Source organism: Sphingomonas sp. BL-S-28 (assembly GCF_055521515.1).
The window spans coordinates 219,878-245,773 of sequence record NZ_CM145483.1 but is presented as its reverse complement, the minus strand read 5'-3'; the positions used below and the strand labels follow the sequence as shown (position 1 = coordinate 245,773).

Here is a 25,896-nt window from a genome sequence, read left to right as displayed (position 1 = left end):
GCTCCTTGCGGGTGCGAGGAGCCAGGCCCTTGCCGTAGCCGCTACCGCCTATTCTCAGCCATTCAGCGGTTAGGTAATCGATCTTGAAATCCGCCGTTCATGGGAAATGGGGGCCGATCAACAGAATGAGTTCGCTCTGGCAAAAATAAACGAAATATCGTTTGGTCGGCCCGGTGCATCGAGAGTGTCCCGCCATGGGCATGGGCGATCTGGCGCGCGAGGCTGAGGCCGACACCGGTACCTTCAGCCTTGGTCGTGTGGAACGGCCGGAAAATCGCGTTTTCATTGCCGGGCGGGATGCCGTTACCGTTGTCGCGCACTTCCAGACTAGACCCGCGTCTGAGCGGCGCACGGTGATCTCGATGCGTGCACCGCCGCCGCGATCGGTCGCCGCCGCTTCCGCGCCGTTCTGGATCAGCGCCCAGAGAGCCTGACTGACCTGATCGCGGTCCACCGGCCATGAAGATACATCTGCCACGTCAAGTGACAGCGCCACGTGCGGCCAGCGGACCTCGAACAGCCGGGCAATGTCCCCAACCAGTTGCATGATCGGGACCGGACGGATGCTCGGTTCGGGCAATCGCGCCAACAGGCGGTAACCTTCGACGAAACGTTGGAGCCCTTCCACATGGCGAGTCAACGTGCCCATGATTTCGCGCAGCAGCGGCTTGTCCGTAACCGGACGATCGATGGCGGCAAGACCGCTTTCGGCCAGCGAGGCGACCGGGGCGAGGCCGTTCAGCAATTCGTGGCCGAGGACCTGGATCATTTCTGCGGTCGCCCGCGCTTCCGCCGCGCGTTCTTCCTGCTCGATGTCGATAAGGGTGACCACGGTGTGGTTTTCTGCCGGCAGTTGGACCCGATCGATCCGCCAACTACGTCCTTCGTGGCGGAAATGGCTGGTCTCGCCATCGGTCAGCGCAGTCGGCAAGGGCAGCACTCTGTCGTCGGTCGCGAAAATCCGTCGCGCCGCCCGGTTCAGCGCCCGCGCACTCCCGCCCTCAATGGCGAGCATCGGCGTGGGTGCGGCATCGAGCAACAGGCGATGTGAATCGATCCGCTTTGCCAAGGGTGCCGCTGTCATGACTACGGGCGCGCCGTCGAGGCCGGAACGCCAGGCGTGAAGCAGTACGATCCAGACCGCGACCAACCCGGCGCCGGTCAGCGTGCCCCACATACCCCGGTGCCAGGCCTCGCTCGCCACCACACCGCTGAGAGCAAGCGCGATCCCGGTCAGGATCGCTCGTAACCTAGAGCCCATAGCGCGCCATGCGGCGATAGAGAGCCCCGCGGCTGAGACCCAGGGCACTGGCAGCGTGCGTCACATTGTGGCGGTGTTCGCGCAGGGCCGCCTCGATCATCGATTTTTCGGCATCGGTAAGGTCGAAACTGGCTTCCACCACGCCGCCAGCGACCTGCAGCACGGGCAATGCCAGCGCGGCAGCATCAATCGTGCCGTTTTCCGCCAGTAGCACCGCGCGTTCGATGGCCAGAGCAAGACCGCGCACTTCATCCTCCCACACCGTCGCGCGGATCGCCTCTTCGGCCGCTGCCGTCAGCTGGGGTGTGGGCCGCGCGAAGCGTTCCGCCGCCAGGCGCGCAAAGTGCCGGGCCAGCAGGACGCTATCGCCCTCCCGCTGGGCGAGCGGCGGCATCGGGATTTCGATAGTCGCGATGCGCCGCCGCAAGGCCGGCGTCAGGTCGGCAAGATCGTCAGCAATCGCAATGCAGCGGGCGGAAGGCGGCAGGCGATCCAACAGGCGCGCCTGCACCACTTCGCCGAGCTTGTCAGGATAGCGCAGGATCACCGTGCCGACACTGTCCTGCAAGCGGGACCACGCACTCTCATCGCGCAGATCGATCCTTGGTGGCTGCCCCAAGGCCTGCCCCGAAGCGGCATGAACCGCCATTGCCGTAAGCGTGCGTCCGCTACCGGACGGTCCGGTTACCGTCACCCCGGCAGGCGTCGGCCCAACGCGCTGGACAAGTTCGCGCAGAGCCTGCATCGCCGTGCTTTCACCCAGCAAGCGAACGGGTTCTGCATCGACCGCCGTGAAAGTCGGGACGGGGCCGGCAGACGCCTCACGCGCAACGGCAGCCTCCACTTTGGCCACGAGTTCGCTGTTCCGCCAAGGCTTCATGACAAAGTCCCGCGCCCCCGCCTGCATCGCCGCAACCGCGATCCGAATGCCGCTGTGCGCGGTAATGACGACAACACAGGCTGCCGGATCGTCCGCCATGATCCGCGCGAGCAAGGCGAGCCCTTCCTCTCCGTTCGATTGGCCGGGGGTAAAATTCATGTCGAGCAGGATGGCGTCGAACCGCCGACTGGCAAGGCGCGATAGCGCCTCTTCCGGTCCGCCGGCAGTATCGAGCCGGCGCCCGGCCATGCGAAATGCGATCGCCATGGCCCCAGCCACGGCAGGGTTATCGTCGATCAGGAGAATCGCACCGTCGCTTGACAGGCCGCCCGACTGTCCATTTGCGGACAGTGTGTTCGCCAGCGGACGGTCATCGGAACCGGCATGTTCAAAAACTCCAGCATTCATCGGTGTTTAGGCTTTCCGGCGGAGATGAGTGACACTGCCTCCATGATGACCGAACAGCCCGTACATGCAACCGTTTCCCCCGGCGCGGAGATGGATCGCAAAGTTGAGCGCCGCCGCGCTCCGCTATGGCGGCGGCCCGCCGTTCTGGCGATTGCCGGGAGCGTGGTGGCTGCGGTGCTGCTTTGGCGGTTGCTCCCCGCCAGCGGATCAACCGATATTGCTGCTGCCCAGATCGAAATCGGCACCGTAAGCCGCGCGCCTTTCGCCGACTATCTGCCGGTGCGCGCGACGGTCGCACCGAAAGTCACCACGCTGGTCGGCGTGCTCGCAGGTGGGCAGGTTGAGAAACTGCTCGTGCAGGACGGCGCCATGGTTTCCGAAGGTCAGCCGCTGGCCTCGCTGGCTAACCCCGAACTCCGGCTCGACGTGCTGACCCGCGAGGCGCAGATCGCCAGCCAGCTTGGCGGCTTGGCGGGCGAAAACCTCGGCATCGAGCGCAACCGTATCGATCGCGCCGGACAAGTCGCGCAGGCCAATTACGATCTCATCAAGGCGCGCCGCGAACTGGCGATCCGCCAGCAGCTTTACGATCAAGGCTATCTCTCCGACGCCGGCGTGCGCAGCTATGCCGAAGAGGCGGCCTACCAGCAGAAGCGACTGGCCCAGTTGCAATCGGGTAGCACGCGGGAGGCGGGCATCACCGCCACCCAGGGGGCCCGGCTCAATGACACGCGCGGCAGGCTGGAAAGCAATCTCGCCGCCGTGCGCGCCAGCCTTGATGCGCTGACAGTCCGCGCGCCGATGGACGGTCGCCTCACCAACTTCACGATCCAGCCCGGACAGGCACTGAAGCCGGGCGATCCGGCCGGGCAAGTCGATAGCGAAGGCTCGTGGAAGCTGACCGCCGATGTCGACGAATATTACCTGCGCCGTGTCGCCGCAGGTCAGAGAGCCGCTTTGGACGGCGCCCGCCTGACCGTCTCGAAAGTCCTGCCCGCCGTGAAGGATGGTCGTTTCCGTACGGAACTGGACTTCGCAGGCGCCCCGCCCGCCGGGCTCAATCGCGGGCAGACGCTCGATATCCGCATCACTCTGGGCAGCACCGCGCCTGCGCTGGTCGCCCCGGTCGGCGGCTGGCTGGAAGCGAGTGGCGGCACCTCGGTTTTCGTACTCGACGCCGATGGCGCCCATGCTCGCCGCCGTGCGGTGAAAACCGGCCGCCGAAATCCCGAACAGGTCGAAATCCTCTCCGGCCTTCAGCCGGGCGAACGCATCGTCACCTCCAACACTTCGTCGGTCACCGGCGACATCCTCAATCTCCGCTAACAGGGAACTACACCCATGATCCGACTGGAACAGATCCAGCGCCGCTACGTCTCCGACGAAGTGGAGACGACCGCGCTTCGCGATATCGACCTTGAGGTCGCTGCCGGCGAATTCCTCGCCATCATGGGGCCTTCGGGCTGCGGCAAGTCCACCCTGCTCAACACGCTGGGCACGGTCGACCGGCCCACCGGCGGCCGCTATCTGTTTGGCGAACAAGATCTGGCCGCAATGGGCGAGAAGGATCTGGCGAAGTTTCGCGGCTCCACGCTCGGCTTCGTGTTCCAGAGCTTCAACCTGATCGACGAACTGACCATCGAGGAAAACGTCGCCCTCGGCCTCGCCTACCGCGCCAATGGCGGCGACCGCCGCGCGCGGGTTTCGGCGGCGATGGACAAAGTCGGCATCGCCCACCGCGCCCGCCACTTTCCGCACCAGCTTTCGGGCGGCCAGCAGCAGCGCGCCGCCATCGCCCGCGCCATCGTCGGCGATCCTAGGCTGATCCTGGCGGACGAACCGACCGGTAACCTCGACACCGCCAATGGCGAGCAGGTGATGAACATCCTTCAGGCCCTCAACGACGAAGGCGCGACCATCGTCATGGTCACCCACTCGCCCAGCCATGCCGACATGGCCAAGCGCCGTATCGATATGCTCGACGGGCGCATCGTCGCCTCGGCCATGCGATCGATCTGAGGGGGCCAAGGATGAACCGCTTCGCCCTGCTTTCGCTCTACCGCTCGCTCACTCGCCACAAGCTCTATGCCGCGCTCAACGTCGGCGGACTGGCGGTGGGGATCGCGGTGTTCCTCGTCCTCAGCCTCTATGCCCGGTTCGAGACCAGCTACGAAAAATGGCTGCCCCGCCATGACGGCATCTATGTGGTGCAGACCGTGTGGAACATCCCGGAAAGCCCGTTCAACGGCGCCTATTCCTACACGATGGGCGGCCTGCTGGAACAGATGCGCGAGGATTTTCCCGGTATCGTCGGCACCCGCATTCTCGGCGGCGAGGGCGGCGGCGCCGTCATCCGGCGCGGCGCGGCGCATACCGTCGATCTGGCCCTCGTCGATCCCTCGTTCTTCGAGGTGTTCGATCTTCCGATGCTAAGCGGCAGTGGGAAGGCCCTGGAACAACCGGGCAATACGCTGATCAGCGAGACCCTCGCGCATCGCTATTTCGGTGAAAGCGATCCCATCGGCCAGGTGCTGACGATCGGAACCGACAGGACCGAAAACTACCGCGTTGCCGGCGTCTTTCGCGATCTGCCGAAGAACAGCGACCTGAAGCTCTCCGTACTGGTGCCGATGCGTAAGGGAGCGCTGAACGATAACTGGTACAATTGGGGCGGCACGTCCGTCAAAACCTATCTGCGTTTCGGCACGCCCGCCGATGCCCGGGCATTCGCGCAGAAGCTGCCAGCCTTTGTAGACCGCCGCGCGCTCAGGGACTTGGGCAAGGATGCATGGAAAACGCTGCAACTCTCGTTTCTTCCCATCGCAAAGGCCCATCTGGAGCCTGAAGGACGTGCCAGCGCGTCGGGAAAAATCACCGTCGTCACCCTCGCCATCGTCGGTCTGCTGACCTTGCTCGTCGCCATCGTGAACTACGTGAATCTGTCCACGGCCCGCGCCGCCTTGCGCGCACGCGAAGTCGCCATGCGCAAGGTCCTTGGCGGCGACCGCAATGCCCTTTTGCGACAGTTCCTCAGCGAAGCCATGCTAACCGTTGCCGTGGCGGCGCTGTTCGGCCTGATCCTCGCCGAACTCGGCCTGCCGCTGGTCAATGCCGCAGGCGGGCTCTCGCTCGCCATTCCCTACGGGCAGGTCATCCCCGCCCTGGCCGTGCTGATCGTCGTCGTGGGACTGGCCGCCGGTTTCTATCCCGCCATCGTGCTTTCCCGCTTCCCCGCCGCAGCGGTCCTCGCCTCGGCCAGAAGCCCCGGCGGCGGACGATCCGGAACCCGTCTGCGCGAAGCGCTCGTCGTTCTCCAGTTCGGCCTCGCGATAGCCTTCATAATCGCCACGACCGTGCTGGTTACGCAGACACGCCATGTCCGCCAGTCCGATCTCGGCTTCCAGCGCGAGGGGTTGCTGGTAGTGCGGTCGTTCACCACCGATCTCCTAGACGCTGCGCAGCGCCGCGCGATCGTTTCCGAGATGCGCGCTTTGCCGGGAGTTCGCAGCGTCGCCATCGCCAATAGTGCAGCAGGCGGCAGCGGAGAGAACAACGCCATCAATGTCCCGCTGCCCGGCGTCGCGGGATCCGGACCTTCGCTGCGCTGGGTCGCGACAGGCCCTGATTTCTTCGCGGTCTATGGCGCGAGGCTGCTCGCCGGGCGGCTGTTCGACGAGGCTCACCGCGACGACGATGTCCGCTCCCACGGTTCCGGCGAAGCGATCAACATCGTCATCAATCGCCGTGCCATCTCCACGCTGGGCTTCCGCTCCGCGCAGGATGCCGTGGGCAAGACCGTTGGCGGCGGCACCCCCCGCACGATCATAGGCGTCGTCGAGGACATGCGTTTCTTCTCCCCGCGCGAGCCCAACAGCGCGGCTTACTATATCTATTATCGCGAGCCGGAGAGGCTCAGCACGCCGGTCGTCTCCGTGCGTTTCCAGGGCGACCCACGCGTGACACTCGACCGCCTGCGCCAACTGTGGCAGCGGATGGCCCCGCAAGTGCCGTTCGACGCTGCGACCGCTGACACCCAGCTTGGCAAGTTTTACGAGGCGGACGACCGTGCGACCCGGCTTTTCGCCATCGGCGCAGGACTGGCCGTGCTCATCGGCTGCGTCGGTCTCTGGGGGCTGGCTTCCTACAACACCCAGATGCGGATCAAGGAAATCGGCATCCGCAAGACGCTGGGCGCATCCTCCGGCGATATCGCCAAACTGCTGGTCGGCCAGTTCCTGCGCCCAGTGCTGCTGGCCAACCTGCTTGCCTGGCCGCTTGCCTTCGCGGCGATGCGGACCTGGCTGGCCGGGTTTGACGACCGCATCGCGCTTTCCCCGCTCTTCTTCATCGGGGGAAGCCTGTTGGCGACAGTGATCGCGGTGCTGACGGTTTTGGGGCAATCGCTTCGCGCCAGTCGTGCGGCTCCGGCCTGGGCGCTTCGTCATGAATAAGCGAGCGGTATGGTTGGTTGCCCTGCTGATCGCCTCTCCGGCCTCGGCGGAGACACTGGGTGATGCTATCGCGGCAGCATACGAAACCAATCCGCAGCTTGCCGCCGCCCGTGCTCGGCAGGAAGCCTTAGCCGGAACGCCCGAGCAGGAGCGCGCGCTGGCCCGCCCGACGCTGTCGGTCGATGGCGACACCGGTTACGACCGTCAGGGCTATGGCAAAGCAGCATCGCTGACTGCGAATGTTGCTTTACCGATCTGGACCGGCGGCCGGGTCTCCTCGGCGGTGCGTGCCGCAAACGGCGATGTGCCGCCAAGGTTGATAGGGTGCTGCATGACGGAGACACAGTCTCGCTGGGCAATGTCACGCTGACCGCACTCAACACGCCCGGTCATACGCGCGGCGACACCACCTGGATCACCACGGTCACCGATCACGGCCAGAGCTACAAGGTTGTCTGGCCCGACGGGACCAGCGTAAATCCGGGATACCGGGTCACCACCAATCCATCCTATCCCGGCATCGGCGACGACTATCGCCGGACGCTTGCCCGGCTGCAAGCGCTGCGGCCGGACATCTGGCTGGTATCGCACACCGACCGCTTCAATCTGGATGCCAAGCGCGCTCGCGCTGTGAAACTTGGCGCCGCAGCCTATGTGGATCCGGAAGGTTACCGCCAATACATCGCCAGCCAACGCGCCGCCTTCGATCAGGAAGTCGCCCGAGAGAAGGCCTCGCCCTCTGGTGACGACGGTGTGCGCCGCGGCCCCGCTTCATGACCTCTTGCCGCAACTTGGCTGGACCTTCAATTCGACGAACAGCGCGCACAAAATGTAAACCTCGGCTACTTTCTCCGCGCGGAAACCGACACTTATTTTGTGGCCTTTGCGGCGGCAACCGCCCGCATTTCAGACGGTAAACGATTTTTCGGCGATCCTGAAGCCCGCCCGTCAGGCTTAACGGTCAAGCCAGCCCTGCCTTATTTGAAGTCGGCCTTACAGCGATGAGAGGTGCTCTGCATGGCGCAGCCTCGCCATGGCAAGCCCGAGGAAATCGCCAACCTCGTCACCTGGCTGGCCAGCGAGGAAGCCGAATTCGTGACCGCCGGCCTCTACACGATTGATGGCGGCTTCGCGGCTTGATCAGAATGAAATCGGTAAGGTTCAGCTCCCGATCGCCTCTAAATGATCTGTCGATCGGGAGTTCTTCAGCAACAGATGGGCTGGTTTCGGTGCCGAACAGCCTGTCGGCAAGCGCTCCCTCATGACGTTCCGATAATGACTTTGGCTGCCGAGTTGCGGATCGTCCCGTTCATGGCACTGGCCACCATCGCCGATCTCTTTTCCATGGTCATGCCCGAGCGAATGTGTCGGTTTCAAACGTCCGGAGGAAACGGTCGATCACGGTAGCTGCTTTCACCGCGCCTCCGCGCTTCCCATGCGTTTTCTCGCTCCCGTGCGTAAGCCTTTTGCACGCGGACCCTGCTGATACCATACTTCTCGGCAAGCTGCCCGAAGGTCGCCCCATCCATTACGGCAACATAGATTGCCGCGTTGCGCTCTTGCTCCGGACTCGAACCATTCTGTTCCATCAATTCACTCCATCCGAAAGCGTGCTCAGGTCAGCGGTGCCTATCTTGCCCAATTTTCCAGCCGCCATGCTGCCCAGAAACCGGGCCGATTCAGACTCGAACCGGTAGCGGCTCTGCCCAAGTCATCGATCTCAATAATACTACCTTCGGTTTGAACGCGATCCGGCTATTTTTGCCCCGCAAAAGACCGGCATGTTGCAGGAAAGTGCCTCAGGATAGACGCCCTTCCCCCGTCACCACGGCAGATGTCGCCTGCCGATCTGGCCCCGTCGTCAGGCGCGCAGGACGTAATGGCCGCTCATGCCGTAACCGCCGTCGGCGCACTGCGCAAACTGACCTACCCGGTTTAACCGGCTCGAGCGTTTAGGCTGGTTCGCAGCGCGCCTTCTTTTACTCTGATCGCGTATTCCCCAGGGCGCAGGCGGGCCGCTCCTGCTATTTTCCAACGCATGGCATTGTCGTCCGAAATCAGCAGGCGCAAGGTGCGAGCCGGCCCGGCTGAGTGTTCGATCTCGAACCTACATTGATCGAGCCGAGGGCTGACCTGAATGGGCGCGTCAGGCGCGAAGCGGCCGTCGTCAAGCAAGTGAATATCGAGGGAATGCCCTGAGAGCCGCGCATGAAAGCGACGGCGCACACCGTCGCGGGGATAGATCAAAAGCTGATCATTGCGCTCTTCCAGCACACCGGAAAGGGCAATGCGGCCGAACAGCTCATCGTCCACCAGCGTGGTTGCTGCCGCACGCAGGGCTCCGCAGAAGCCGAGGTCGATTTCGCAGGAATAGTACCACGACCCATGCCGATTGGGCTGGTTCAGCCATGTCTCGCTCAGGGCAGCAGGCTCAAAGCCGCCCCCGGCGCCGCCGTCATTGGCCTTGCCAGGGTACCAGTAACCGTAATCGCTCTCCGGCGTGCCGCTGTTCAGAAGTGCCCAGCTGCTCAGCGCCGAGGCATGGCCGAGGCGCAGCAACGGACGGTAATCGGACGCATCGTGGAGGGCATGATCGAGGATGGCCCAGCCGCCCATCTGCGCCATGTAGCTCAAGGTATAGGCATCGCCCGCCTGCGCGCGGTAATCGCTGCCAAGGGTATAGTACGAGGGCTGCAACCACCCCCGGCAGAACAGGTTGGCATCCATCTGACGTTTCGCGAAAGCGTGCGCACGTTCGGGCGGGAAGCGCTCCGGCCGGTCGAGCGCATAGCGGGCAATCGCTTGCGTCGATTCAAAGCCAGTGGAATCGAAAGCGTATTCCGAGGCGAAGAGATCGTCGACCTCGTTCACGAAGTGAGCGACTTTGCGCTCCCAGTGCCCGGCCAGTTCGTCAGCCTGCGCCGTGAGCCCTTCCCGGCGCAGCGCGTCGATCACGTCCGGAATCACCAGTTCGTTATAGAAGCCGGTGGAATCCGCTTCCCAGCCAACGATTTCCTTGGGGATGGTGAACATGGCCCGCGCAGTGCCGAAAGCACGCTCGAGATAGTCGGTTGCGGTGAGGCGGGTGTGGAAGCCGTGCCGGTCGCGTGCTATGCGATAGAGCGCGAAGTACATCAGCGCGATGTGCGGATAGTCGTAAGGGCGCCAAAAGTGCTTGCGGCCCTTGTCGCCCGGATCGGCACTGTCGCGATTGCGCTTCCAGTCCGGAATTCCGTACAGTGCGTAAGGCCATGGCTCTTCGGTCGTGCGCTGAAGTCCGCCCCAGACGAAGTGCTCGACATAGTCATCCAAGGCGTCGATTTCGGCCTGCACCGGATATTCCGCGTTCTTGGCGGCAAGGAAGGCGGGCTTGGAGAGGCCCGGATCATCGCAAGTCACCTCGTAGATACGCCAGCCTTTGATCCGGTCGTAATTGTCCGGGCCGAGAAGGGTTTCGCTCTCCATGTTCCACTCGGCGAGCAGGCCATCGTACCACTTCGCCGGATCGCGATGACGGTGCCCGGCGATGAAGGCCCCGCGCTTGGCGATCATCGTCTCGATCGGTTCGGTTACGAAGAATTCCAGCGTGGTCCGCCCCCCGTCCGCCTGGTGCAGCGTGACGTGGTTTTCGCCAAGACGAGCGAAGCGAAGGCGGAATAGCTTTCGCCCGGCCCGTTCACCCAGTGGGGTCAATTCGGTGTGCGCGGAGTGTTCGGGCTCCAGCCGGACGACCGGTACACTTGAGTCCAGCGAAAGCGTCACTTCCAGATCCGTCGGCACGGTCATGCCGGGAATGACCTCTACGTCGATCAACCCGTGCCGGGCGATGGTCCTGCGCATCGCGGCGTAGCCGTCCACGAGCAGGAAGCGAACGCCTCTTTCAGCGGATTCTCCCGGAGCCAGTGCGAGGCTTGTTGCCGGCAGACGCCAGCGCGAACCCGCCCCCTGAACGGCTGCGACTTCCGCGGCAGCGTGGAAAAATACACGGTAGAGGTCCGGCGAATCCTTGGGGGCATCCCAGTACTCAAGCGCGGCTCCAGCTTCGGGGAGCATGGCAAGCCAAGGGGTGAGACTGTCCCTGCGCTGCCAGAAGATGTGCGAACTGCGGCCGGAAATGAAGCTATGCTTGAGAACCGCGTTAGGATCCTCTTTTGCCGCGTGAATCATGTTTATCGGCAGCGGAAGTGCAAGATCACCGAACTCGATCGGCAAAGCTGTGTCGTTGGAAGGCGTGATGGTCAGGCGTAGCCCATCGCCCCCGAGGACAAGGCAGCAAGTGACGGAGATTCCCGGCGCAAGGAAATAGCGTGCCTGCAACCCATCTTCCGTCGTCCTGACACGCTCGGGCTCCAGCTTGCGCGTGTCGAAACGCTGCCACGGGCCATTTGCGATGCGGTAGGTTCCCGCAGCATTTCCCAAACCGGCGCCAGCGTGGATGAAATCTCCCGGAACACTCTGCGATGCGGCAGAGAGGCTCGTCACGCGCCCGCGGTCGAAGCCCAGCTTGAACGGTTTGCCGGGTCCGCCGAGGATGGAACTGACCGTCCGCGAAACTGGCGGAGGCGACGCCGCGGCCAGCAGCGGCGCTTCAAACGCGGGCAGGAACAGGCCCGCGAGCCCCGCACGGATCAAAGTACGTCGATCATGCATACCCGCAGGCTTGCTGCGCACCTGGCGCTTAGGGGTACTGCGGCTTCTGAACGGTATGTCGAGTGCGTCATCGTCAGCGCTGTCCAAGGCTCACCCCCGCCAAAGACACAAAGGTATATCGTATATTTTAATTCAGGCAACGATGATGATTGCCGTAATATCAAACGATGGCCAAACTGTCTGAACCGCCTCATCGCCGGTCTGTTGCGGACGAGGGATCGGCCGCAAGCCTCGATAGCGGACATTCTGACCTGCTTTGCGGGTTCAACCGGCAATTTTGCGTCAGCATGGTGTTTGGTCAGTCAGAGCCATCGCATGAAGAAGTCCGAAATCACGGCAGCAGCCTCTTCCACCGGGCGCTTCTGGTCATAGAGATCGACGTGCGTGGCACCTTCGATCGTGTGGAGGCATTTGGGTTCCTCCGCCTGATCGAAGGCTTCGTGTGTCATCCATGCCGTCACTGCCTTCTCTGCGGTAATCATCAGGACCGGACGCGGCGCGATCATGCCAATGAAGCGGAAGGCGTCGAATGTCGCCATCCTGTCGATACTGTCCCAAGTGAGCGCCTTGGCCGCACGCGGGTGATCGCCGCGCGGCGTACAGTAATAGTGCCAGCCTTCGAAGACATGCTCTCCGCTGGCGCGCGCCGCGGGTTCGTCCGCAGGGAAGATCGGGAATGCGCCGATTTCGCCGCGCATCGCCGCCTGGGAACGGGCCTCGGCGGCGCTGGCGAGCAATGCGTCGAGGACGGCGGGATCCTGCTGCCCGTCGGCACCGGCGCGAATTTGCCGGCCAACGTCCACTGCCGCGACTGTCGCCACCGCGCCGATGCGCCGATCTCCGGCTGCGGCCTGAATGACATACCCGCCCGACGCGCAAATGCCGAGGATGCCAATCCGTTCCGGCGCCAGATCAGGCAGGGTTCGTAGCCATGACAAGGCCGCCTTGAAATCCTCCACACGCTGGGCGGGATCTTCCAGTCCGCGCGGCTCTCCACCGCTGGCACCCTGATGAGCGGCATCGAACGTCAGCACATGAAAGCCCTGCTCGCAAAGTTTGCTGGCATAGAGCGCGGGCGATTGTTCCTTCGTGGAGCTGCCGGGATGTCCGACGATGAGCGCGCGCCCGTTCGGCAGGTCCGGTGTGTAAAGACACCCCGCAATCGTCATGCCGGCGCTCGTGAATGCAATATCCTGTTTCATGAGATGGTCGTCTTTCAGAGGGGGATGGATGGAACGGCATCACGAACGCGCCGCGAGCGGTAGCAGAACCTCGCTGCGCGCATCGGGTGCATGGAACAGGCGCTGCGTGGCCTTGACGTAATCCCCGGGTGCGGCGCGGAATACATTGGTGACGTAGCTCTGCGGGTTACGGTCGTAGAGGGGGAACCAACTCGACTGGATCTGCACCATGATCCGGTGACCCGTCAGGAAAACGTGGTCCGCATCGGGCAGGACGATATCGTAGCGCTCGACCCGGCCGGGGATGATAGGTTCAGGATGCTCCGGGTTCTTGCGATACCGTCCGCGCAAGATGTTCATGGAGATCGGCAACTGGTAGCCGCCCATGGCGGGCTGCTCTGGCACGGCGGCCGGATAAACGTCGATCAGCTTGACGACCCAGTCCGCGTCGCTCCCGGTGGTCGAGGCATAGAGATGGGCGATCGGCTGCCCGGCAATATGCTGCGGTGCCGTGAGTACGGGCGATGTGTAGGTCAGGACATCGGGGCGCGATGCGGCAAAGCGCTGGTCATCCACCAGCCATGTATCCCAGCTTGAATCCGGGCCGTAGATGGAAAGGTCCGGCTGCGGGCGGTAGGGCACGGGCTTGGCCGGATCGCTGACGTATTCGTCGTAGCCGGAGGATATATCCTGACCGCCGATGGACAATCTGCCATCGGTATCGAGGTAAAGCGGAAGCGCGCTGCCTCCCGGCGCAGGCCAGTCCGGCAGGTTCTCCCAACGGTTGTCACCGCTGGCGAAGGCGACCACCCGCGCGATACCGGTTTGCGGTGCACCGTCCTTGAGATGTTCGTCAAGGAAAGGGATCAGGACATGCGCACGAAACCATTCGGCAGTGCGCTGGCCCCAATCGAGCGGGCCAAGTTTGGCGCCCGAACCGTTCTGCTGCCCGTGATACCACGGCCCCAGTACCAGATGCACTTCGCGGGCATTGGCCTTCACCGCCTGATAGACCGCCGGTGCGCCGTAATTGTCCTCCTGATCCCAGAGCCCGTCCACGAGCATGGTCGGCACCGTCAGCGGCTTGCGTGCCAGAATGCGGTCGAGCGCCTGATCCTGCCAATAGGAGCCGTAATCCGGATGCGCCGCCAGGCGGTTCCAGAACGGCAGTTGGTCCATGCCCATGGCGCCTGCCAAGGCCCCGGCCGAACCGTAATGCAGGAACGTCTTGTAGTCGTCCTGTGCGGTGACGGGCCAGCGCACAGCTGAGTGCTTGTCTGCCGTCTGGTTGTAGATATAGCTCAGCATCTCCTGACGGAAGGCGCCGTTGTGGAACCAGTCGTCGCCTTTCCAGGTATCGACCATCGGGTTCATTGGCACCGAAGCCTTGAGCGCCGGATGCGGATCCACAAGGCTCATCAGCGCGGTGAAGCCATCGTAGCTGCCGCCGATCGTGGCGACCCGTCCATTGCTTTCGGAAATATGCCGGACCAGCCAGTCGATCGTGTCCCAGGCATCGGTCGAATGGTCGGTGCGGGTCGGGTTCAACGGGCCGCGCAAGGGCCGGTTGACCACATAGTCGCCGCCGGACGCGAACTTGCCGCGCACGTCCTGCGCCACGATGATATAGCCGTGCCGCGCAAGGTCGGCATAGCTGGGGAACAGGATATCACCCAGTTTGGGGCCGTCTTGCTGCTTCGTCATCGCATCGGCGCCATAGGGCGTGCGATCGAGCAGCATTGGCGCCGACGTCAGCCCTTTCGGGATGATGACAACCGTGTGCAACCGGATGCCGTCACGCATCGGGATCTCATAAGTGCGGCGCTGATAGTCGCGCTCAATCGCTGGCGGAACGAAGGCCGCGGGAATGTCGGAGGCGGACGCTCTCCCCTGCCCTATGGGCGTCAGGCCGGTCGCGGCGGCCAAAAGGGCTGCACCCAATCCGAGAACGAGCCGGATTTTAGCTTGATAGCGCCGGGACATGGATTGCCTCTGCTGCTGTGGTGGCTGTGGCCCTCCGACTTGGCAAAGGATGGGCAAAAACGCCCGTTATGCTCTGTTAGAAGCTGCGAACGCCTCCGCATCCGCCGCCCGGGTCATGTTGCGGATCACATCGACCAGAGCCCGCAAAGCCGAGGAGGTGTTGCGGTTATGGGGGTAGTAGAGGGAGAGAGGCGGTGTCTGTGGCATCCAGTCGTCCAACAGGCTTCGCAGACGACCGGCCGCCAGCGCCTCTTCGCACACCGATCGGGCCAGATAGGCTATCCCCAACCCCCTGCGAGCAGCTTCGAGAAGCAGCAGTTGATCGTCCAGCACCAGCGATCCGGGCACATCGAGAGCCATGGCTTCTCCTCCGCGCTCGAACTCCCAGCGATAAATCGCCCCGCCGGGCATCATGGCCCGGAGACAATGATGGCGCATCAGATCCGCCGGATGTGTGGGTGCCGGGTGCATGGCCAGGTAGTCCGGCGCCGCCACCACACAGAAATCGAGGCCGAAGGGCAAGGCCACCGAAACCATGTCTGCCGGCACCGAATCCGCGATCCTTATCCCCGCATCGCATTGCCCGTTCACGATATCGATCAGGCGCGTTTCCGTTGTCAGTTCGATGGCGATCTTCGGATATCGCTTCAAAAACGGACCCATGATCGACGAGAGGATCTGATAGGCGCCCGTCACCGAACTGTTGATCCGCAGCACGCCGGATGGTTCGGCGCCCTGATTGCTTGCCTCTTCGGCAGCGCGCTCGATCTCCGCCAGAGCTGGGGAAACCCGCGCCAGAAATGCCTTTCCCGCCGGTGTCAGGGCCACACTGCGCGTGGTGCGATTGAACAGCCTGACGCCGAGCCGATCCTCCAGCGATCGTATGGTGCTGCTGAGCGCCGTGGGCGAAGTTCCCAGCGCCTCTGCCGCTGCCCTGAAGCTGCTCCTGCCTGCGACTTCGAGCGCGGCCTGGATCTCGCCCAGACTGTTCCGACCGATTATCCTGTTATTGCGCATGATGCATCCCGATTAAGTAGCCTAATCAATACAGTCTTCTGCTTCCATTTTCCTGTTCTCAGCAAGAGGCAGGATGCATCTCCATGAACACCAATCTGAATTCCCGCCGTGCCCTCGTAACCGGAGCATCATCCGGCCTTGGCGAAGCGATCGCCCGTATGCTCGCCGAGGAAGGCGCAGCCGTTGTCGTCCATGGCCGGGACGAGGCCCGCGCGCACAGTGTCGCTGATGGGATCAGGGCAACGGGCGGCCGGGCGGATGTCGCGATCGGCGACCTTGCCACGGATGAAGGGGCTGACGTGGTTCTCGCTCAGGCACTTGCCGGCGGCGACGTGGACATCCTCGTCAACAATGCTGGTTCCTATCATCACCATGACTGGCACACCGCCACGCCCGACAAATGGAGCGAGGCATATGCAGTGAATGTCCTGTCCGGCGTCCGCATGATCCAGCGGATCGTCCCAGCCATGGTTTCGCGCGGATGGGGCCGGGTGATCCAGATCGGCGGCGGGCTGGCCGAGCAGCCCACGGCTATGCTCCCGCATTATCAGGCTTCGCTGGCCGCACGCCACAATCTGGCGGTATCGCTGGCACGCAGGCTGAAGGGCACTGGGGTCACATCGAACGTCGTCGCGCCGGGGGCCATCCTTGTGCCTGCGGTGAAGACCTTTCTGGAAAACATGGCGCCGCAGCAGGGGTGGGGCGAGACCTGGGAAGAGATCGAACGCGGCTGCGTGGCCGACATTGTTCCGAACGACGTTGGCCGGCTTGGTCGGCCGGAGGAAATTGCCGGTGCAGTTGTCTATCTTGCCAGCGGGTTGGCCGATTACATCAATGGCGCAACAATCCGAGTAGACGGTGGGACTGTGAAGTCGGCGTTTTAGCAGCGTCAGGCCATGTAGAGCCATACCCACTGGGCCTATACGGGCAAGATTTCCGGCGCAGGCAATTTCACCAAGAGTGGCACGGGAACGGTCACGATGACTGGCGCCAACACCTATACGGGATCCACCGCGGTGAGCGGCAAGATCCTGCTGTCGGGCGGCCAGATCAACGGCACATCCTCGATAACGATCTCGGCCGGCGGATCGATCATCGTCGATGGCGCCACCGCGCTGCTGAAATCTGTTGCCGGTCTTTCGATGGCCACCGGTTCCGGGAACACGCTGATCGTGCAGAACGGCGGCGATGCCTCGGTCAGCAACATGACGCTGGCTACCGGCTTGGGTTCCGCCAGCACCGTGAACGTGATCGGTGCCGGGTCCACCTTGACCAACACCGGCACGGTCACTGGCGCATCGTTCGGCGCGCTGACGCTCAATGTCCTGGACGGCGCCCAGATGACCAGCACGGGCGCGGTCACGCTGGGGAATGGAACCCTTGCGACCGCGACGGCCATGAGGACGGACGTCACCGTTTCCGGCGCTGATACGCAGTGGAGCATAGGCGGCGCCCTGACCCAGCGGCGCGGCACGATAACCGTGGCCGATGGCGGTGTGCTGAGCGCGGCCAGCGCAGTACTCGGCTATGCCACCGGAAGCAGCGCCTGCAATCCGACCGTTGACGTGCTGGTGACCGGCCAGAATTCGCGCCTCGTCACCACCGGCGCACTGTCGCTCATCAACACCACCGCAAACGCCAACAGCCCCACGCTGACGATCGCCGATGGCGGCACCGTAACCGTCGGCGGCGGCACATTCGACATGGGCATGGGCAATGCCGCGCTCAACATCGGCGGCGCCGAAAGCGCGGTGGCGACCGGCGCAGGCACGCTCGATGCCGATTTCGTGACCACCAGCGCATCCAGCCGGATCAATTTCAACCACACCGATCCGCTCTATACTTTCGGCGCGCTGATCAGCGGTGCTGGCACGGTGAACCAGGTATCCGGCACCACGGTCCTTACCGCGAAACAACACCTACACCGGCGCGACCACGATCTCCGGCGGCACCTTGCGCATCAATGGCGACCAGTCGGGCGCTACCGGCCTCACCAGCGTGCTCAATGGCGGTACGCTGGGCGGCAGCGGCATCATCGGCGGCGATGTGGTTGTGGCCGATGGCGGCACGATCGCGCCGGGCAACAGTCCGGGCACGCTCACCATCAACGGCAACCTGACGCTCAACGACGGTTCCCTGCTCGATTACGAGTTCGGCCAGTCGAACGTGGTCGGCGGCCCCCTCAACGACCTTACGCAGGTGAAGGGTAACCTCACTCTCGACGGTACCATCAACGCGACCGTCACCACGGGCGGCGAGTTCAACACCGGCGTCTACCGCGTGGTCAGCTATGACGGCACCTTGACCGACAACGGCCTCGCTATCGGCACCATACCGGCGGGCAGTGCGGTTTCGGTGCAGACCTCGGTTGCGGGGCAAGTGAACCTCGTCAACTCGGCCGGCGCCAACGTCGATTTCTGGGACGGCGCAGCCGGACCGAAGCTGAACGGCGCGGTCGACGGCGGCAACGGCGTATGGCAGGCCACCAGCGGCAACGACAACTGGACTGACATCACCGGCACCTTCAACACCGGCTATACCAACGATTCCTTCGCCGTGTTCATGGCCGCACCGGGCACCGTCACGGTCGATGACAGCCTGGGCGCCGTCACCGCATCGGGCCTGCAGTTCGCCAGCGACGGATACCTGCTGACCGGCGACGCGATCACGTTGACCGGCACGCAGTCGCTGATCCCCGTGGGCGACGGCACCACCGTCGGCGCAGGCTTCACCGCGACGATCGACAGCGTGCTGAAGGGTTCGGCGCAAGTGGTGAAGTCCGATCTCGGCACCCTCATCCTCACCGGCGACAATGCCTATACCGGCGGCACCTCGATCACGGCCGGCACCCTGCTCGTCAATGGCGATCAAAGCGCCGCGACCGGGCTCACTTCCGTGCTTTCCGGCGCCACGCTGGGCGGCACCGGCACCTTCGGCGGCGATGTTGCGGTGGCCGATGGCGCCACGCTCTCGCCGGGCGCCAGCGGGGCGGGCACGCTTGCCATCGCGGGTGACCTGTCGCTATCCTCGGGCAGCAAGCTGGCGTTCTCCTTTGGCGAGGCGAACGTTGCCGGCGGCGGGCTCAACGATCTGGTGAACGTGGGCGGCGATCTGACGCTGGACGGCACCGTCGACGTGTCGATTACGGCAGGCGGCACCTTCGATGTCGGCGTCTATCGCCTGTTCAACTACGACGGCACGCTGACCGACAACGGCCTGAGCTTGGGCACTTCGCCGGCCGGCAGCGAGATCACGGTGCAAACCGCGATCGCCGGGCAGGTCAACCTGGTGAACAGTTCCGGCCTCACGCTCAATTTCTGGGACGGCGCGGCCGGGCCCAAGAACAACGGGGCAATCAACGGCGGCTCCGGCCTCTGGCAGGTCAGCGGCGGCAACGACAACTGGACGGAGGCCAGCGGCAATGTGAACGCGGGCTATTCGAACGGCAGCTTCGCCGTGTTCGGCGGCACCGGCGGCACCGTTACGATCGACAACAGCCTCGGCACCGTCAGCGCCTCAGGCATGCAGTTCGCTGCCGACGGCTACACCGTGACCGGCGATGCGCTGGCGTTGACCGGCCCGACAACGACGGTCCACGTCGGAGACGGCAGCACGGCCGGGGCCGGCTTCACCGCCACGATCGCCTCCGCGCTCACCGGCGATACGCAGCTGGTCAAGACGGATGCGGGCACGCTCGTGCTTTCCGGCGCCAACAGCTATACCGGCGGAACGCTGATCAACGGCGGCACCGTGCAGATCGCGGCGGACGCCAACCTTGGCGCGGCGGCCGGCGGGGTAACGCTGGATGGCGGCACCCTCGCAACCAGCGCGAATGTGACCAGCGCACGCGACTTCGATCTGGCCGGCGCGGGCGCAATCGCCACGGCCAATGCCACCACCTTCACGCTGGAAGGATCCATCACCGGTGCCGGTGCTCTCACCAAGACGGGCCTTGGCACGCTGGTGCTGAGCGGCAACAGCGCCGCCTATTCGGGCGCGGCGACGGTTTCCGCCGGTACGCTGGCGGTCGACGGGCGGCTTGGCGGCACGCTGGCCATTGGTGCCGACGCTCGCCTGGAAGGCACCGGGGATGTCGGCAGCGTGACGAATGCCGGCACGCTCGCACCGGGCCGTGACGGCTTCGGCACGCTGACCGTCGACGGCGATTACACCGGATCCAACGGCAAGCTGGTGATCGAGGCGCAGCTCGGCGGCGACAATTCACAGACCGACCTGCTCTCTGTAACGGGCGCGACGGCTGGCACAACGACGGTGACGGTCGTCAATCGCGGCGGCCTTGGCGCCGCAACGGTGAACGGCCTCAAGGTCGTCGACGTGGCAGGCGTATCGAACGGAACCTTCGCCCTTGCAGGTGACTACACGTTCGAAGGCGATCAGGCCGTCATTGCCGGCGCCTATGGCTATCGCCTTGTCCAGAACGGCGTCGACACACCGACCGACGGCGACTGGTACTTGCGCTCCAGCCTGCTCGACACGGGCGGCACCACGCCGGAAACCCCGCAAACACCACTCTACCAGCCGGGCGTTCCGGTCTACGAGGCCTACGGCCAGACGCTGCTGGCGCTTAACGACATCGGCACGATGCGCCAGCGCACCGGCGACCGGCAGTGGATGGCGAATGCCGATGGCCAGCCGTCCGGCGTGTGGGGCCGCATGGAGGGCCAGCGTTCGCGCCCCAACGCGGTCAGCTCCACCAGCCTCAGCGATGTGAACATCGATACGTGGAAGATGGAACTCGGCGCCGATCACGTCCTCAGCCAGCGCAGCGACGGTGCGGCTCTGATCCTGGGCGTGGTCGCGGGCTACGGCCAGGCAAGCGCCAAGGTCTCATCCGTCTTTGGCGATGGCAGCATCAAGACCAAGGGCTACAGCCTCGGCGCGACACTGAGCTGGTTCGGGCCGCAGGGCTTCTACGTCGACAGCCGCGCGCAAGTCACCTGGTTCGACAGCACGCTGAAGTCGGCAACGCTGGGCAAGCTGGTGGATAGCAACGACGGCCGCGGTGAGGCCTATAGCGTCGAAGTGGGCAAGCAGTCGTCGCTGGGCGGCAAGCTGTCGATCACGCCGCAAGTGCAGATGGTCTATTCGACGGCCAGCTTCGACCATTTCGTCGATCCCTATGGCGCCAGCGTCTCCTCAAGCTGGGAGACGGCCTGAAAACCCGCTGGGGCTTCTCGCTCGACCGGCAGGACGCGCAGAGCCATCTCTACGCCGTCGCCAATCTCAGCTACGAATGGCTCGACGGAACCGTGGCGGAGGTCTCCGGTGCCGCGATTGCCCGCCAGACCTATCGTTTGTGGGGTGAGTTCGGGCTGGGCGGCACGGTCATGCTCGGCCATGGCGTCAGCCTCTTCGGCGAAGCCTCCGGCAAGACGGCGATGCGCGACATCGGCCACAGTTACGGCCTGAAGGCCGATGCCGGCCTCCGTCTGGAATTCTGATAATGGAAGGGGCGCCTCCCGGCGGAAGGCGCCCTTTCGTCCTCTCCACTGCCCAGAGGTATCGACTTCCCTTGCTGTTGAGCTAGCGGCAGCTTCTAGGGATAACTCATCTCAAGCGGACGGCCTCTTAACGGCCAGGATGCAGACCGCCGCGATGGATACCAACCGTCCTGCTATCCGCGGCAGGATCGAGCCGCGAACCGCGAAGGCGACTTCCCAAAGGCCCGGCTTGGTGCGGACGACTATTCGTCGGGATCGCCGTAGATGAACGCCACCGTGCCGGAGCGCAAACGCACCTCGCGGCGCTCATAGTCTACCTCGTAGGCATCGGCGCTAGCGATATCGGCCGGCGAAAGCTTGAACAGCGCGCCTTCCACCGCGTCGTCCGGCTTGTCGCTGCGCTCCACCATCGGGTGCCAGCGTGTGCCGCTTTTGGCGATGACATCGGGATCGGTAATCTCGATCATGCGCTGCCGCCAGCCCGGAATGGCGTCCACCTCGCCATCAAGCAGCCGGCCGAACAGCGCCTGCTGCACGGCCGGATCACGCAAGGTGCCATAGGAGAACAGCAGGATGGTCTCCTCGTCGATCCCGTTCACGAAAGCGCCACGTTGACGATGCGCGGCTGGGTGAAATCCTCCATCCCTTCGATCCCCTGCTGACGGCCGATTCCGGACTGCTTGGCGCCGCCGAACGGCACGTCGAAGGGCAGGTCGAGATGGCGGTTGACCCAGACGGTGCCGCTTTCGATCCGCGATGCCACGGCCATGCCGCGCTCCACATCGGAGGTCCAGACCGTGGCGCCAAGGCCGTAGTCACTGTCGTTCACGCGCGAAATCGCATCGTCCAGATCGTCATAGGCCAGCACTGGCAGAACCGGACCGAACTGCTCTTCCCGCACCAGGCGGGCATCGTCGGGCAGATCACGCACGATGGTCGGGGCGATGAAGTAACCGTCGCTTTCGATTGGCTCACCGCCCGCCACCAGCGTGCCCTGCCCCTTGGCTTCTTCGATGAAGCTCAGCACCTTTTCGTACTGGGCGCGGTTCTGGATCGGCCCCATCGTGGTGCCCTGTTCAAGTCCGTCGCCGACGACCGCCGCGCCCGCCTGCTGCGCCAGCGCGTCGCAGAGCGCATCCACCATGTCGCGCGGCGCATAGACTCGCTTGATCGCCAGGCAGATCTGGCCGGAATTGGTGGTTGCGCCGGCGAAGATGCGTGGAGCAACGCGGGCCACATCGGCATCGTCAAGCACCAGCGCGGCATCGTTGCCGCCCAGTTCCAGCGTGAAGCGCTTCAGCGTGTCGGCAGCGCTGGCCAGCACTTTCTTGCCGGTCGGCGTCGAACCCGTGAAGCTGACGTGGGCGACTTTGGGATGGGCGCTCAACAAGGCGCCCAGATCGTTCTGGTCGGCCAGCGTCTGGAACACGCCTGCGGGCAGGATTTCTGCGGCAACCTCGCCGAGCAGCAGCGTAGTCAACGGAGTTGTCGGCGCGGGCTTGGCAATTACGGTGTTGCCGGTGATCAGCGCCGGCGCCATTTTCACCACCAGCAGCAAGAGCGGATAGTTCCACGGCGTAATCGCAGCCACCACGCCCAGCGGATAGCGCTGCTCCACGATCCGCACATCGTCGGTTTCGCGCAAGGTGCGCGGCGTCAGTTCCTGCTCGGCATAATAGGCAATGGCCGCGATGGAGGCGCCCACTTCGCCGCGCGCCTGATCGATCGGCTTGCCCTGTTCCTGCGTCAGCAGGCGGGCGAAATCTTCTGCCCGCGCGGTCATCGCCGCCGCAAGCCGCTCAAGATAGCTGCGACGATCCGCGTAACCAAGCGCCGCCCAAGCGGGAAAAGCCCGTTCCGCGGCGGCAATCGCGGCCTCTGCTTGCGCTTCGTCGGCACGCGGGGCCAGCGCCAGGGGGCTACCGGTTGCCGGGTTGACGACTTCCATCGTGGAAGCGCCCGGCACCAGCTGGCCGTCGATAAGTAGTGCGTGTTCCATGCGCGATGCGTCCTAAGGCCTTGGTTTGGGGGGAATGACGACATGAGCCCGCAGCCCCCGCAAGGCAAGTGCGCGCGGCGAAGCCTCAGTTGCGCCGGGCGGCCTTCACCAATGCATAGCTGCTGATTCCGCAAAGCGTTGCCGCAAGGACGAAGCCGATCCCCGCTCCCCACCGTGCTCCTGCCGCGCCGCCCAGAAATCCGCCGATCACAAGGCCCAACAGCGGCAGGACGACAAGCGACAGGCATCCGATGGCGACCACGAGCTTCCCTTCGTTGAGCGCGACGCCGCGCCTCTAAGAGTCCGTTTGAAAAATGCCCGCAGGGGCATTTTTGAGGCGGCACCGGCCCGCTCCCCACCCTACCACCCGCAGGATACTACCGATGGGTGGGAGGGCGGGGAGCGGGCCGGTGCCGCAAAATTCGCATTTCGCGAATTTCAAACGGTCTCTAAGGCCAATACCTGTTGCGTACCTGAACGACACCTAACCGCACATTGGTTCCCGCCAAGGCACTCCATTCGCCGCGCCTGTGTCTCTATCCAAGGCATGGCGATGGCCAATTGTTCGGCCGGCTGCTTTTCCAAGTCCACCGGACGAATCGGCTCCTTCGATCAATCGCGATCGGAACAGGGCAGACCGTTCGGAAACGCCTTCCTGTCCGTGATGTCATCGCGACATCGTCAGCGGGTCGCCGGGAGGGCATCTTGAAAGAATTGCGGGTGGCGTCTCTCTTGTCAAAGCATCTTCGGGTAGCATGAACAACACGATCAATACTTCGGCGCGCTCGTTCGGGCTGCGCGCGCTGCTGGCGCTGGCCGCCACCCTGGGTCTTGCAGGCGGTTTTTCCTCGCAGGCCCTCGCTTCGCCGCTGCAGTGCGTGCCTTATGCCCGCGACCATTCCGGTATCGAGATCCACGGCAATGCCTGGACCTGGTGGGACAAGGCGCGCGGCGTCTACGCCCGCGGCAGTGCGCCGAAGATCGGCGCGGTGCTGGCGATGGCCCCTTCGCAGGCAATGCCGCTGGGGCATGTCGCCGTAGTAGAGAAGATCGTGGATTCGCGCCACATCCTGCTGGACCACGCCAACTGGTCGTCGCCCGGCCGGATCGAGCGCGGCGCCTTGGCGGAAGACGTTTCCGCCGCCGGTGACTGGAGCGAAGTGCGCGTTTGGTACGCCCCCTCCGGTGGGCTGGGTTCGCGCAGCAATCCGGTTTTCGGCTTCATCTATGCCGAAACCAGCACCGACGCGAACGGCACGACCAGCACCGTTATCGCCGCCGCCGGCGACGACGAAAGCGACGCCGGCTGATTTTGAAAGGCTCTAGCGGGAGCCTACCAGCCTGACCGGCGCGGCTTCCTCTTCCACAACGCCATCCGCAAGACGCCCCTGCGCCAGCACCCCTTGCAGGTACCGCGCATAGTCCGATTTGCCGAGCCGCACGATCGACCGTTCCAGTTCGCGATCGTCGATGAAGCCGCGGCGGAACGCGATTTCTTCCGGGCAGGCGATCTTCATGCTCTGGCGCTTTTCCAGAATGCGCACGAATTCGGCGGCGTCCATCAGGCTTTCCGGCGTGCCGGTATCGAGCCAGGCATAGCCCCGCCCCATCAGTTCCACCGACAGTGCGCCGCGCTCCAGATAGATCCGGTTGACGTCGGTGATCTCCAGCTCGCCGCGCGGCGAGGGGCGCAAGTCGGCGGCGATATCCACCACTTGCGCATCGTAGAAGTACAGCCCGGTTACCGCCCAGTTCGAGCGGGGCAGTTCCGGCTTTTCCTCGATGGTGACGGCATTCATCTCGGCGTCGAATTCCACGACGCCGTATCGTTCCGGATCCTGCACGTGATAGGCGAAGACACTCGCCCCCGCACGGCCCTGCCCTTTGGCCTGCCCTTTGGCCTGCCCGTTGGCCTGTCCTCCAGCACGCGCCAGCAGTTCCGGCAACCCGTGCCCATGGAAGATATTGTCCCCCAGGATCAGCGCCGATGGGCCGCCGGCCACGAAGTCGGCCCCGATCACATAGGCCTGCGCCAGCCCTTCGGGCCGGGGCTGTTCGGCATATTCGATTTCCATGCCCCACTGGCTGCCGTCACCCAGCAGGCCCTGGAACGCCGGCAGGTCTCGCGGCGTGGAAATCACCAGCACCTGCCGGATCCCCGCCAGCATCAAGGTGCTGAGCGGGTAGTAGATCATCGGCTTGTCATAGACCGGCATGAGCTGCTTCGAAGCGGCCAGCGTCATGGGGTAGAGCCTGGTGCCGCTTCCGCCGGCGAGGATAATGCCCTTCATGCGAACTCCCGACAGTGAGCGAACCGTACCGGACACGGTTACACCGTGCATGGCAACACCGATTTCGCACCATTCCCGCCGATTAAAGCCAAAAAGCGGGCCAGTTGCCCATACCCACGCTAGGGACCACCATACCCCATCCCGATTTTCACCACCCTGAAATCACCAAGGGAATGGCATGCATGCCTGCGCCTGCCAGATCGGTCGACATGGCTCTTTCCGCCGAAAATCGATCCGCCACCGAAAGACGCCAGCCCCGATTTGGACAAACGGCAAAGCATGTGCCGATTGCGACGAACCGTTAATAACTATA

General features: G+C 64.1%; 21 protein-coding genes and 1 pseudogene. 12 read left to right on the top strand and 10 right to left on the bottom strand.

Annotated elements, in window-relative coordinates; genetic code table 11:
* Window positions 1–62 precede the first annotated feature (62 nt).
* A complete protein-coding gene (locus tag ACZ1JC_RS01060) occupies window positions 63–461 on the bottom strand; it encodes an ATP-binding protein (RefSeq protein ID WP_465139754.1) in 399 nt (132 codons plus the stop codon).
* A gap of 35 nt (window positions 462–496) precedes the next feature.
* Between ACZ1JC_RS01060 and ACZ1JC_RS01055 the strand changes: the two genes are divergently transcribed.
* Window positions 497–1,051, top strand: a complete 555-nt coding sequence (locus tag ACZ1JC_RS01055) for a hypothetical protein (protein WP_465139755.1) — start codon at window positions 497–499, stop codon at window positions 1,049–1,051.
* Window positions 1,052–1,250: 199 nt separating this feature from the next.
* Here the strand turns inward: ACZ1JC_RS01055 and ACZ1JC_RS01050 are convergent, their stop codons facing one another.
* Window positions 1,251–2,549, bottom strand: coding sequence for a sigma-54-dependent transcriptional regulator (locus tag ACZ1JC_RS01050; protein WP_465139756.1), 1,299 nt, complete (start codon window positions 2,547–2,549; stop codon window positions 1,251–1,253).
* Window positions 2,550–2,573: 24 nt separating this feature from the next.
* On the opposite strand from ACZ1JC_RS01050, the gene ACZ1JC_RS01045 reads away from it, so the two are divergent.
* The 6 genes from ACZ1JC_RS01045 to ACZ1JC_RS01020 all read left to right on the top strand — a co-directional run bounded on the left by ACZ1JC_RS01045 (window position 2,574) and on the right by ACZ1JC_RS01020 (window position 8,140).
* Window positions 2,574–3,875, top strand: a complete 1,302-nt coding sequence (locus ACZ1JC_RS01045; RefSeq protein WP_465139757.1) for an efflux RND transporter periplasmic adaptor subunit — start codon at window positions 2,574–2,576, stop codon at window positions 3,873–3,875.
* A gap of 15 nt (window positions 3,876–3,890) precedes the next feature.
* Window positions 3,891–4,568, top strand: coding sequence for an ABC transporter ATP-binding protein (locus ACZ1JC_RS01040; RefSeq protein ID WP_465139758.1), 678 nt, complete (start codon window positions 3,891–3,893; stop codon window positions 4,566–4,568).
* 11 nt (window positions 4,569–4,579) lie between these two features.
* Entirely contained in the window at window positions 4,580–7,000 is a 2,421-nt protein-coding gene (locus tag ACZ1JC_RS01035) for an ABC transporter permease (protein ID WP_465139759.1), read from the top strand.
* A complete protein-coding gene (locus ACZ1JC_RS01030; protein WP_465139760.1) occupies window positions 6,993–7,370 on the top strand; it encodes a TolC family protein in 378 nt (125 codons plus the stop codon). Before ACZ1JC_RS01035 ends, ACZ1JC_RS01030 begins: the two co-directional genes overlap by 8 nt.
* Window positions 7,325–7,777 (top strand): MBL fold metallo-hydrolase, encoded by a 453-nt coding sequence (locus tag ACZ1JC_RS01025; protein ID WP_465139761.1) that lies wholly within the window; start codon window positions 7,325–7,327, stop codon window positions 7,775–7,777. The genes ACZ1JC_RS01030 and ACZ1JC_RS01025 overlap by 46 nt, the downstream gene beginning before the upstream one ends.
* Before the next feature lie 240 nt (window positions 7,778–8,017).
* Window positions 8,018–8,140: an SDR family oxidoreductase gene (locus tag ACZ1JC_RS01020; protein WP_465139762.1), complete on the top strand. Its 123-nt coding sequence runs from the start codon at window positions 8,018–8,020 to the stop codon at window positions 8,138–8,140.
* 795 nt (window positions 8,141–8,935) lie between these two features.
* Here ACZ1JC_RS01020 and ACZ1JC_RS01015 read toward each other — a convergent pair.
* From ACZ1JC_RS01015 to ACZ1JC_RS01000, 4 genes are all read right to left on the bottom strand, one after another.
* Entirely contained in the window at window positions 8,936–11,650 is a 2,715-nt protein-coding gene (locus tag ACZ1JC_RS01015) for a DUF5695 domain-containing protein (protein ID WP_465139763.1), read from the bottom strand.
* 302 nt (window positions 11,651–11,952) lie between these two features.
* The gene (locus ACZ1JC_RS01010; RefSeq protein WP_465139764.1) at window positions 11,953–12,819 is read right to left on the bottom strand and encodes an alpha/beta hydrolase; all 867 of its coding nucleotides are present in this window, start codon (window positions 12,817–12,819) and stop codon (window positions 11,953–11,955) included.
* A gap of 72 nt (window positions 12,820–12,891) precedes the next feature.
* Window positions 12,892–14,814 carry a CocE/NonD family hydrolase gene (locus ACZ1JC_RS01005; RefSeq protein WP_465139765.1) on the bottom strand — a complete coding sequence of 641 codons (1,923 nt, stop codon included), beginning with the start codon at window positions 14,812–14,814 and terminating at the stop codon, window positions 12,892–12,894.
* Between the two features lie 66 nt (window positions 14,815–14,880).
* Window positions 14,881–15,831 carry a LysR family transcriptional regulator gene (locus ACZ1JC_RS01000; RefSeq protein WP_465139766.1) on the bottom strand — a complete coding sequence of 317 codons (951 nt, stop codon included), beginning with the start codon at window positions 15,829–15,831 and terminating at the stop codon, window positions 14,881–14,883.
* Window positions 15,832–15,914: 83 nt separating this feature from the next.
* Between ACZ1JC_RS01000 and ACZ1JC_RS00995 the strand changes: the two genes are divergently transcribed.
* From ACZ1JC_RS00995 to ACZ1JC_RS00980, 4 genes and pseudogenes are all read left to right on the top strand, one after another.
* Window positions 15,915–16,715 (top strand): SDR family NAD(P)-dependent oxidoreductase, encoded by an 801-nt coding sequence (locus tag ACZ1JC_RS00995; RefSeq protein ID WP_465139767.1) that lies wholly within the window; start codon window positions 15,915–15,917, stop codon window positions 16,713–16,715.
* A 48-nt stretch (window positions 16,716–16,763) separates the two neighbouring features.
* Window positions 16,764–16,847 (top strand): annotated as a pseudogene (locus ACZ1JC_RS00990) (autotransporter-associated beta strand repeat-containing protein); the annotation flags it as partial.
* A gap of 937 nt (window positions 16,848–17,784) precedes the next feature.
* Window positions 17,785–21,009 carry an autotransporter outer membrane beta-barrel domain-containing protein gene (locus tag ACZ1JC_RS00985; protein WP_465139768.1) on the top strand — a complete coding sequence of 1,075 codons (3,225 nt, stop codon included), beginning with the start codon at window positions 17,785–17,787 and terminating at the stop codon, window positions 21,007–21,009.
* Window positions 20,994–21,293 carry an autotransporter outer membrane beta-barrel domain-containing protein gene (locus tag ACZ1JC_RS00980; RefSeq protein ID WP_465169069.1) on the top strand — a complete coding sequence of 100 codons (300 nt, stop codon included), beginning with the start codon at window positions 20,994–20,996 and terminating at the stop codon, window positions 21,291–21,293. The genes ACZ1JC_RS00985 and ACZ1JC_RS00980 overlap by 16 nt, the downstream gene beginning before the upstream one ends.
* A gap of 242 nt (window positions 21,294–21,535) precedes the next feature.
* On the opposite strand, the gene ACZ1JC_RS00975 is transcribed toward ACZ1JC_RS00980, so the two are convergent.
* The 3 genes from ACZ1JC_RS00975 to ACZ1JC_RS00965 form a co-directional block, all read right to left on the bottom strand.
* A complete protein-coding gene (locus ACZ1JC_RS00975) occupies window positions 21,536–21,892 on the bottom strand; it encodes a gamma-glutamylcyclotransferase family protein (protein ID WP_465139769.1) in 357 nt (118 codons plus the stop codon).
* Window positions 21,889–23,292 (bottom strand): aldehyde dehydrogenase family protein, encoded by a 1,404-nt coding sequence (locus tag ACZ1JC_RS00970; RefSeq protein ID WP_465139770.1) that lies wholly within the window; start codon window positions 23,290–23,292, stop codon window positions 21,889–21,891. Before ACZ1JC_RS00970 ends, ACZ1JC_RS00975 begins: the two co-directional genes overlap by 4 nt.
* Window positions 23,293–23,377: 85 nt before the next feature.
* Window positions 23,378–23,554, bottom strand: a complete 177-nt coding sequence (locus ACZ1JC_RS00965; protein WP_465139771.1) for a hypothetical protein — start codon at window positions 23,552–23,554, stop codon at window positions 23,378–23,380.
* Window positions 23,555–24,047: 493 nt separating this feature from the next.
* Between ACZ1JC_RS00965 and ACZ1JC_RS00960 the strand changes: the two genes are divergently transcribed.
* Window positions 24,048–24,602 (top strand): CHAP domain-containing protein, encoded by a 555-nt coding sequence (locus tag ACZ1JC_RS00960; protein WP_465139772.1) that lies wholly within the window; start codon window positions 24,048–24,050, stop codon window positions 24,600–24,602.
* A 12-nt stretch (window positions 24,603–24,614) separates the two neighbouring features.
* Here the strand turns inward: ACZ1JC_RS00960 and rfbA are convergent, their stop codons facing one another.
* Complete coding sequence (gene rfbA, locus ACZ1JC_RS00955) at window positions 24,615–25,583, bottom strand: glucose-1-phosphate thymidylyltransferase RfbA (protein ID WP_465139773.1); 969 nt, start codon at window positions 25,581–25,583, stop codon at window positions 24,615–24,617.
* Between the last annotated feature and the right edge of the window lie 313 nt (window positions 25,584–25,896).

Bases quoted from the DNA above. Each gene is read 5' to 3' on its own strand.
- ACZ1JC_RS01060 (WP_465139754.1), bottom strand. From the start codon at position 461: ATGGCCGGTGGACCGCGATCAGGTCAGTCAGGCTCTCTGGGCGCTGAT.
- ACZ1JC_RS01050 (WP_465139756.1), bottom strand. From the start codon at position 2,549: ATGAATGCTGGAGTTTTTGAACATGCCGGTTCCGATGACCGTCCGCTG.
- ACZ1JC_RS01045 (WP_465139757.1), top strand. From the start codon at position 2,574: ATGAGTGACACTGCCTCCATGATGACCGAACAGCCCGTACATGCAACC.
- ACZ1JC_RS01040 (WP_465139758.1), top strand. From the start codon at position 3,891: ATGATCCGACTGGAACAGATCCAGCGCCGCTACGTCTCCGACGAAGTG.
- ACZ1JC_RS01035 (WP_465139759.1), top strand. From the start codon at position 4,580: ATGAACCGCTTCGCCCTGCTTTCGCTCTACCGCTCGCTCACTCGCCAC.
- ACZ1JC_RS01030 (WP_465139760.1), top strand. From the start codon at position 6,993: ATGAATAAGCGAGCGGTATGGTTGGTTGCCCTGCTGATCGCCTCTCCG.
- ACZ1JC_RS01020 (WP_465139762.1), top strand. From the start codon at position 8,018: ATGGCGCAGCCTCGCCATGGCAAGCCCGAGGAAATCGCCAACCTCGTC.
- ACZ1JC_RS01015 (WP_465139763.1), bottom strand. From the start codon at position 11,650: ATGCATGATCGACGTACTTTGATCCGTGCGGGGCTCGCGGGCCTGTTC.
- ACZ1JC_RS01010 (WP_465139764.1), bottom strand. From the start codon at position 12,819: ATGACGATTGCGGGGTGTCTTTACACACCGGACCTGCCGAACGGGCGC.
- ACZ1JC_RS01005 (WP_465139765.1), bottom strand. From the start codon at position 14,814: ATGTCCCGGCGCTATCAAGCTAAAATCCGGCTCGTTCTCGGATTGGGT.
- ACZ1JC_RS01000 (WP_465139766.1), bottom strand. From the start codon at position 15,831: ATGCGCAATAACAGGATAATCGGTCGGAACAGTCTGGGCGAGATCCAG.
- ACZ1JC_RS00995 (WP_465139767.1), top strand. From the start codon at position 15,915: ATGAACACCAATCTGAATTCCCGCCGTGCCCTCGTAACCGGAGCATCA.
- ACZ1JC_RS00970 (WP_465139770.1), bottom strand. From the start codon at position 23,292: ATGGAACACGCACTACTTATCGACGGCCAGCTGGTGCCGGGCGCTTCC.
- ACZ1JC_RS00960 (WP_465139772.1), top strand. From the start codon at position 24,048: ATGAACAACACGATCAATACTTCGGCGCGCTCGTTCGGGCTGCGCGCG.
- rfbA (WP_465139773.1), bottom strand. From the start codon at position 25,583: ATGAAGGGCATTATCCTCGCCGGCGGAAGCGGCACCAGGCTCTACCCC.